The organism is Billgrantia saliphila, assembly GCF_002930105.1.
Classification (GTDB): Bacteria; Pseudomonadota; Gammaproteobacteria; order Pseudomonadales; family Halomonadaceae; genus Halomonas; species Halomonas saliphila.
Genome location: NZ_PJRN01000003.1, coordinates 345,533 through 354,091, shown reverse-complemented (window position 1 = coordinate 354,091; position 8,559 = coordinate 345,533). Strand labels below are relative to the sequence as shown.

7 protein-coding genes are annotated in these 8,559 nt (G+C 65.5%); 6 read left to right on the top strand and 1 reads right to left on the bottom strand.

What is annotated here, in order from left to right:
• Positions 1–252: 252 nt before the first annotated feature.
• Complete coding sequence (locus tag CYJ07_RS05280) at positions 253–1,467, bottom strand: ROK family protein (protein ID WP_104202629.1); 1,215 nt, start codon at positions 1,465–1,467, stop codon at positions 253–255.
• A 402-nt stretch (positions 1,468–1,869) separates the two neighbouring features.
• Here CYJ07_RS05280 and CYJ07_RS05275 point away from each other — a divergent pair, with 402 nt between their 5' ends.
• The 6 genes from CYJ07_RS05275 (at position 1,870) to CYJ07_RS05250 (ending at position 8,555) form a co-directional block, all read left to right on the top strand.
• The gene (locus CYJ07_RS05275) at positions 1,870–2,640 is read left to right on the top strand and encodes an SDR family NAD(P)-dependent oxidoreductase (RefSeq protein WP_104202628.1); all 771 of its coding nucleotides are present in this window, start codon (positions 1,870–1,872) and stop codon (positions 2,638–2,640) included.
• A 69-nt stretch (positions 2,641–2,709) separates the two neighbouring features.
• Positions 2,710–4,002, top strand: coding sequence for an ABC transporter substrate-binding protein (locus CYJ07_RS05270; RefSeq protein WP_104202627.1), 1,293 nt, complete (start codon positions 2,710–2,712; stop codon positions 4,000–4,002).
• A gap of 73 nt (positions 4,003–4,075) precedes the next feature.
• On the top strand, positions 4,076–5,008 hold the full coding sequence (locus tag CYJ07_RS05265) for a carbohydrate ABC transporter permease (RefSeq protein WP_104202626.1): 933 nt from the start codon (positions 4,076–4,078) through the stop codon (positions 5,006–5,008).
• Positions 5,005–5,832, top strand: a complete 828-nt coding sequence (locus CYJ07_RS05260; RefSeq protein WP_104202625.1) for a carbohydrate ABC transporter permease — start codon at positions 5,005–5,007, stop codon at positions 5,830–5,832. The genes CYJ07_RS05265 and CYJ07_RS05260 overlap by 4 nt, the downstream gene beginning before the upstream one ends.
• A gap of 10 nt (positions 5,833–5,842) precedes the next feature.
• The gene (locus tag CYJ07_RS05255) at positions 5,843–7,447 is read left to right on the top strand and encodes a glycoside hydrolase family 43 protein (protein ID WP_104202624.1); all 1,605 of its coding nucleotides are present in this window, start codon (positions 5,843–5,845) and stop codon (positions 7,445–7,447) included.
• 61 nt (positions 7,448–7,508) lie between these two features.
• On the top strand, positions 7,509–8,555 hold the full coding sequence (locus tag CYJ07_RS05250) for an ABC transporter ATP-binding protein (protein ID WP_104202623.1): 1,047 nt from the start codon (positions 7,509–7,511) through the stop codon (positions 8,553–8,555).
• The last annotated feature ends 4 nt before the right edge of the window (positions 8,556–8,559 follow it).

Genomic DNA, 8,559 nt, shown 5'->3' with positions numbered 1-8,559 from the left:
AGGTGGGCTCGAGGGTCTCGCCGGTGGCGGGGTTGACGGCATTGATGGGCTTGGAACTGCCGCTGACGGCCTCCCGGCCGATCAGCATCTTGCCTTCGAGTGTCATGTCGGGCTCCTGCGGATGGATGTCGGTGGACCGATAGGCGCACGTCCAAGGCGCCCTGATACATCCTGCGCGACGCCGCCACTAAGTTCAATCTTTGAACTTAGTGGCTCCGATCGACTTTGGTCGCAAAGACGGCGGCAAAGGTGTCAGAACGACGCCTGGAGGAGGTCGCTCGGGCCATGAATGATGCTGGCTAGCACCTGGGCGGCGGCGCCGCGTGCCGCGACGAAGGTGGAATCCTCGATTACCCTCAGCGGCACCTGCTGGGACGTGCCCAGTAGCCGGTTCTGGTTGGCCTTGAAGTAGGCGAGGGCGGGTTCGAGCAGAGGTTCGCCGAGCTGGGTCAGGGAGCCGCCGAGCACGATCTCGGAGGGGTTCTGCGCATGATGCAGGTTGAGCAGGAGAACGCCCAGCGCCTCGCCGGCCCGGCGCAGCGTGACCTGAACGTCGGAATCGTTCAGGCGCGGCAGCAGCGTGGCGACGAGATCCTCCTCTTCAGCGATCCCCAGCGCGGCGCGGATCGACCAGCCGCTGACCAGGGTTTCGGCGCAGCCGCGATTGCCGCAATGGCAGTAGAGCCCGCCCGGCTGCAGCACGGTGTGGCCGATCTCGCCGGCCAGCCCCTGCATGCCTCGCGTGACCAGCGGCAGGTGGCTGCCTTCGACCATGCCGCTGCCGATACCGGTCCCCGCGCTGACGTACACCAGCGACTCGGGAATCTGCCCGGTGCGAAAGTAGAGTTCGCCGAAGGCGGCCGACTTTGCCTCGTTGTCCATCAGCCAGGTGCCTTCCAGAAGCGTGAGATGGGGGCGCAGCAGGTCGAGGAAACGAATGTCGCGCCAGCCCAGGTTGGGAGCCAGGCGCAGCACGGGCTTGCCGGGAGCGATGGGGCCGGGTAGGGCGACGCCAAGCCCCAGGCTCTGTCGACCCGCCACGTGCCTCGAGGCCATCAGCGTGCGCAGGAGCTCGCCCAGCAGCTCGGCGGTGACCTCGGGTGTGGTCGGCACGAGGTGCTCGTGGTGCGATACGAGCACCTGGCCCGAAAGCGTACAAGCGACCAGGCGCAAGCCATGCACGCCGACCTCGGCGCCGAACAGCACGTGGTTGTCGTCGTTGAGGTGCAGGGCGCGGCCCGGGCGGCCGCCGCTGCTCTTCTGCAGCTCACCTTCGCGCAGCCAGCCCTGCTGCAGCAGCGATTGCACGCCGGCGCCCACGGTAGCCTTGGTCAGTTGGGCCTGGGTGGCAATGTCGGCGCGGGTCAGGCCGGGGGTGCGACGCACCAGCTCGAGGATGGCGCTGCGGTTGAGCCGCTTGAGAAAGTGAAGATCGCCCGCCTTGTGCGGCTGAAAACTAGTAGACATAGAGTGACATGGCCTTGCCGAGTGGGTGCCCTGGGCGGGCATGCTTCGCCCCAGCCTCGCTCGAGGCAACGGACTGAAAACAAGGAGCCGAAGCCGTTTCCGAACCCCTGGGTTGCGAGCGCGCCTGCATGGCGGGTCGATTATGACACCGGCCCCGTCGAGGCGCGATGCACGGCCTCTTTGCGCTGTCTATTGCCGCCTGGAGCGAGACGATTGGTTCTCAGATTAAACGAATCCAGTTCGGGAGGCCATGGCGGGAAAGACCGGTGTCCAGGCGACTCTTCCTCTCGAATCCTCTGTTTTAAATGCCTTTGTTGATGGTTATACCAACGTCGCATTGTCGCTCCGCGTGGAGTTGCTCACTCTCTAGTTAGTAAATAGATAAAACTAAGTGGAGAGAGCATGAACAACGACGCGGCGCGTTACCCCAGTCTCGATCAGCGAGTGGTCTTCATTACCGGTGGCGGTAGCGGCATCGGTGCGGCGCTGACCCGGGCCTTTCATCATCAGGGGGCTAAGGTCGCGTTCGTCGACATTGACGATACCGCCAGCCGGGCGTTGACCGAGGCGCTGGAAGCCGAGACGGGGCGGGCGCCGCACTACCGGCGCTGCGACATTCGCGACGTCGAGGATCTGCAGGCGGCGATCGCCGAAGTCGGGAGCAAGCTGGGGCCCATCCACACCCTGGTCAACAATGCCGCCAACGACGATCGCCATGCCTGGCACGAGGTCGACGTCGACTACTGGGACGAGCGCATGTCGCTCAACCTGCGACCGATGTTCTTCGCCGCCCAGGCGGCGGCCCACCAGATGATCGAGGCCGGGGGCGGCAGCATCGTCAACTTCGGCTCGATCAGCGTGCAGATGGCCATCGCCGATCTGTCTGCCTACGTCACCGCCAAGGCGGCGATACACGGACTGACACGCAGCCTGGCTCGCGACCTGGGAGGTCACAACATTCGCGTCAACACCCTGGTGCCCGGCTCCATCATGACCCCACGGCAGCTCGAAAAGTGGATCGGCCCCGAGGAGGAGGCATCGATCCAGGCCCACCAGTGCCTCAAGCTGCGCCTGGAGCCACAGCATATCGCCCCCGCCGTGCTGTTCCTGGCCAGCGCCGAGAGCGCGGCGATCACCGGCCAGGAGATTGCCGTCGACGGCGGCTGGGGCTAGCCCGCACACCATACCTGCGACAAGCGAAGAGGTGCACCCATGCGCTTACAACACAACAAGGAGCTCGCCATGCACACTTTCGAACAACAGCTTCCCAAGCCTCAGCGCGCCAAGCGCTGGTTGGTCGCCACGGTTGCTCTCGCCTCCGGCCTGGCGGCGTTCGCCGCGGCGGCCGATACCACCGTGCGCGTACTGCGGGTCGAGATCAGCGACGTCGAGAAGCAATACTACGACGATGTCGTCGCCGAATACGAAGCGCAGAACCCCGATGTCGAGGTGATCTTCGAGTACATCGCCAACGAGGCCTACAAGACACGCCTGCCGACGTTGCTGCAATCCGACCAGCGTCCCGACATCTTCTATAGCTGGGGCGGCGAGGGGCTGCGCGACCAGGTGGAGGCCGGTTTCGTGCGCGACCTCACCGAGGCGATGCAGGACGGCTGGCAGGAACGCTACCCCGAATCCGCCGTGCGCGCCTTTACTCTCGACGATCGCGTTTATGGCGCGCCGCTCTACGCCACCGTGGTGGGCTTCTGGGCCAATACCGCATTGACCGAGCAGGCCGGCGTCGATATCGAAGCCATCGAGACCTGGGAGGACCTGGAGCAGGCGGTAGTCGCGCTGCGCGAGAGCGGTATCACGCCCGCTGTAGTGGGTGGCAAGGATGGTTGGCCGATGCATTTCTACTGGGGGTACCTGGCCACCCGCCTGGCGGGGGGCGAGGGCATCGAGGCGGCCAAGCAAGGCGAGAACGGCGGCTTCGAGGGCGAGTCCTTCGTCCGCGCCGGCGAATTGCTCCAGGCGTTCGTCGAGCTTGACCCTTTCCAGTCGGGCTATATGTCGACGTCCTACGAACGTGCCAGCGCCATGTTCGGCGACGGCGAAGCGGCCCTGCATCTGATGGGCGACTGGGACTACATCCCTTCCAAGGAGCGCTCCGCGACGGGCGAGGGCGTGCCCGACGAGGACCTCGAGTTCATCCGCTTCCCCCGCGTGGAAGGCGGCGAGGGCAACGACGACAGCTTCGGTGGGATGAACGGCTTCGCCGTGACCCGCGATGCCTCCGACGAGGCGGTCGACTTCCTGCGTTTCCTGCTCAACGAGGAGAACCAGCGCGAAGCCGCCCGGCTCGGCATTTTCGTGCCGGTGGCCAACGGCTCCGAGGAGGAGCTCGACACGCCCTATGCGCGCAAGGTCGCCGAGATCCTCAGCGAATCCAACTTTCACCAGGTGTTCCTCGACCAGGCACTCGGTACCTCGGTCGGCGCCACGGTCAACGACATCAGCGGCGATCTGGCCCAGGGCGTGATCACGGCCGAAGAGGCGGCCGCCCAGGTCGAAGAGGCCTGGCAGTTCCGCTGAGTCCAAGCATCGCCGGCGCGGACGTCACCCGCCCGCGCCGGCCCACACTCCCGAATCGGGACGGAAGTTCGACATGACCACCATGACCCGACCCGCCGCGCGCAGGAGGGGCTTCGCCGATCGCATGCGCAAGAACATGGCCAGCGGCAGGCTCGCCGCGGCACTGATCCTGCTGCCGCCGGCGCTGATCCTGTTCTCGCTGTTCGTGATCCTGCCGCTGGCCGATGCGGCTTACTACAGCGTCTTCTCGTGGAACGGCTACGGCTCGCCGAGCGACTTCGTCGGCACCCAGAACTACGCGCGATTGCTCGATCACTCGGTGTTCCATACCGCGTTGTGGAATACCACCAAACTGATCATCGTCTCGCTGCTGCTGCAGATGCCCCTGGCACTGGGGTTGGCGCTGCTGGTCTACCGCAAGACTCCGACCAACACACTGTTCCGGCTGGTTTTCTTCCTGCCCTACATCCTCGCCGAGGTGGCTGCGGGTTTGATCTGGAGCTTCGTCTTCGACGGCGACTACGGCATCACCGCCTTCATGTTCCAGGCCCTGGGGCAGGAGTCGGTGCATGTGCTCGCCGACCGCCAGTGGGCCTTCCCGGCCATCATGACGGTGATCGTGTGGAAGTACTTCGGCTTTCACATGATGATCTACATCGCCGCGCTGCAGAGCGTGCCCCAAGACCTGATCGAGGCGGCCAAGCTCGAGGGGGCGAAGCCGCGCCAGGTAGCGCTGTTCGTGCAGATCCCGATGATCAAGCACGCCATCGTGGTGAGCGGCTTCTTCGCCATCATCGGCTCGCTGCAGATCTTCGACATCATCATCCCGATGACCAACGGTGGTCCCTCGAACTCGACCCACACCATCGTCACCTATCTCTACACCTTTGGGCTGTCGCGGCTCAACATCGGCTTCGGTAGCGCTGCCGCCGTGGTGCTGTTCGTGCTCGCCATCGGTATCGCGCTGTTCTACCAGCGCGCCACGGCGAAGGAGGAGCAGGCATGAGAAGCGCCCCCCTGCGCAATACGCTGCGCGTGATCGTGTTGATTCTGGTCGCCAGCCTGGTCGTCGGCCCGCTGCTGGCCTCCTTCTTCGGCGGCTTCAAGAGCAACGCCGAGCTGCGCACCAATCCGCTGGGGCTACCCGACAGCTGGAACGCCGAGAACTATGTCGCGATCTTCCTCGACGGCACCTTCTGGCGCTACCTGGGCAACTCCTTCCTGATTTCATCGATGACGGTTTTCCTGACCCTGGTGGTAGGAGCAGCGGCGGCCTATGTGTTCTCGCAGATACGCTTCTTCGGCTCGAAGATGATTCTCTCCTACCTGCTGCTGGGGCTGATGTTCCCCTTCGCCGCGGCGATCCTGCCGTTATTCATCAAGGTGCGCGATCTGGGGCTACTGGATACCTACTGGGCGGTGATCCTGCCGCAGACCGCCTTCGGCCTGTCGCTGGCGATCCTGCTGTTCAAGGCCTTCTTCGACCAGCTGCCACGCGAGCTGTTCGAGGCCGCCTACGTCGACGGCTGCAGCTACCTGCGCTTCTTCTGGTCGTTCACCCTGCCGCTGTCGACGCCGATCCTCGCCACGGTGGGCGTGTTCGTCTTCGTGCAGAGCTGGAACAACTTCCTGCTGCCGCTGGTGGTGCTCAACGATCGCGCCATCTACACCTGGCCGCTCGGCATGATGCAGTTCCAGGGCGAGTATCTGACCCAGTGGAACATGATCCTGGCGTTCGTGACGCTGACCATCACGCCGGCGGTGATCTTCTTCCTCGCCGCGCAGAAATACATCGTGGCCGGGCTGACCGGCGGCTCCGTCAAGGGATGAGACACACGTCATGACCGATACCATCCGCAATCCGATACTCGCCGGTTTCAACCCCGACCCCTCGATCTGCCGGGTCGGCGAGGACTACTACATCGCCACTTCCACCTTCGAGTGGTATCCGGGGGTACAGATCCATCACTCGCGGGATCTGGCCAACTGGCGGCTGGCGAGCCGGCCGCTGGCCCGCGCCGTCCAGCTCGACATGCGCGGCAACCCGGACTCCTGCGGCATCTGGGCGCCATGCCTGTCGTACGCCGACGGCCTGTTCTGGCTGATCTACACCGACATGAAGCGCTACGAGGGCAACTTCAAGGACGGCCACAACTACCTGGTCACCGCTCCCTCCGTCGAGGGACCCTGGAGCGACCCGGTGTATCTCAACTCCAGCGGCTTCGACCCCTCGCTGTTCCACGACGAGGACGGCCGCAAGTGGTTGATCAATCTCAAGTGGGACTATCGCCAGCGCGAGGGCGGCGACCGCTTCGGCGGCATCCTGCTGCAGGAGTATGACGTCGAGAGCAGGCGCCTGGTCGGCCCGATCCGCAACATCTTCGCCGGTACCGGGATGAAGCTCACCGAGGGGCCACACCTGTATCGCCACGACGGCTGGTACCACCTGCTGGTGGCCGAGGGCGGCACCGGTTACGACCACGCCGTGACCATGGCGCGTTCGCGCGAGATCACCGGCCCCTACGAGGTGCACCCGGACAACCCGGTGCTGACCACGCGCAATGCCCCGGACAGCCCACTGCAGCGCGCCGGCCACGCCGACCTGGTAGAAACGCCCGATGGCGAGACATGGATGGTGCACCTGTGCAGCCGGCCGCTACCCGGCACGCGCCGCTCGCCGCTGGGGCGCGAGACGGCCATCCAGCAGGTCGAGTGGGGCGAGGACGGCTGGCTGCGCCTGGCCCAGGGCGGCAGTGCTCCGGCGCTAGAGGTGGCCATGCCCGGTATAGAGCAGCGCGCTCCTGCCGCCGAGGCGACCTATGCGTTCCAGCCCGGCCCGCTGCCGGGGGACTTCCAGTGGCTGCGCACCCCCGAGCCGGAGCGGCTGTTCTCGCTCGAGGCGCGGCCCGGCTACCTGCGCCTTTTCGGCCGCGAGTCGGTGGGCTCCTGGTTCGAGCAGGCACTGGTGGCGCGTCGTCAGGACAGCTGGTATTGCAGCGCCGAGACCGAACTCGAGTTCGAGCCCGACGACATCCAGCAGTTCGCCGGGCTGATCGCCTACTACAACCGCTTCAAGTTCCACTACCTGGCGGTGAGCTTGAACGACGACGGCGCCAAGGTGCTCAGCGTGATGAGCTGCCACGACGAGTGGCCCGGCGGGCGGCTCGATATCGCCGAGCCGGGCGTGACGCTCGCACTCGACCTGCCGGTGCGACTCGGCCTAGACATTCGCGAGCGCGAACTGCAGTTCCGCTTCGCCCAGGGCGACTGCGAGTGGCGGCCGATCGGCCCGCTGCTGGACGCCGGGCTGCTGTCGGACGAGGGCAGCGGCCGTGCTCACGGCTACTTCACCGGCAATTTCCTGGGCATGGCGGCCCACGACATCAGCGGACACGCCGTGCCGGCGGACTTCGCCGGGTTCCGCTACCGCCGCAACGAGCGATGAAACGCACCGTGCCATGCCAAGACGACAAGATGACAACGGCACCCGATAACGAGAGCACGCTATGGCTGAAGTGACCCTGGTCGATATCGAAAAGACCTTCCGTGGCAAGACCACGGTGATCCCCCATCTCAACCTGCACATCGAGGACGGCTCCTTCACTGTGCTGGTGGGACCCTCCGGCTGCGGCAAATCGACCCTGCTGCGCATGATCGCAGGGCTCGAGACAGTGACTCGCGGTGCGATCTCGATCGGCGGGAACGATGTCACCACCGCCGAGCCCAGCGAACGCAACATCGCCATGGTGTTCCAGTCCTATGCGCTCTACCCGCACATGACGGTGGCGCGCAATATCGATTTCGGCATGCGCCTGGCCAAGGTGCCCACCGAGGAGCGCCGCGCCAAGGTGGCCGAGGCGGCACGCCTGCTCAACCTCGAGGAGCTGCTCGAGCGCAAGCCGGCCGAACTCTCCGGCGGCCAGCGACAGCGTGTGGCCATCGGTCGCGCCATCGTGCGTAACCCCGGGGTATTCCTGTTCGACGAGCCGCTCTCCAACCTGGACGCGGCGCTGCGCAACCGCATGCGCGTGGAGCTGGCCGAGCTGCACCAGCGCCTCGACGCCACCATGGTCTACGTCACTCACGATCAGGTCGAGGCGATGACCCTGGCCGACTGCATCGTGGTAATGAATGCCGGTCGCATCGAGCAGGTCGGCACGCCGATGTCGCTCTACCAGCGCCCCGAGACGCTGTTCGTTGCCGGCTTCATCGGCTCGCCGAAGATGAACCTGATCGAAGGGCAGGTCGCGGAGGCCTACGGTGCCGCGACGCTCGGCATTCGCCCCGAACACCTCGATGTCAGCCGCGAGGCGGGGGAATGGCAGAGCCGGGTACGTGTGGTGGAGATGCTCGGCGCCGACGCCTTCGCCTATGTCGACTGCCACGCCGCCGGACCCTTGACCGTGCGCCTGCCCGGTGACGCCGAGATACGCAGTGGCGACACCCTTTACCTCACGCCGCGTCACGATCTTCTGCATGGCTTCGATGCCGACGGCCAGCGCCTGCCGGACGATGCCCTGCGTCGTCAGGGCGCTCGCGCCGACATCGCCTGAGCGA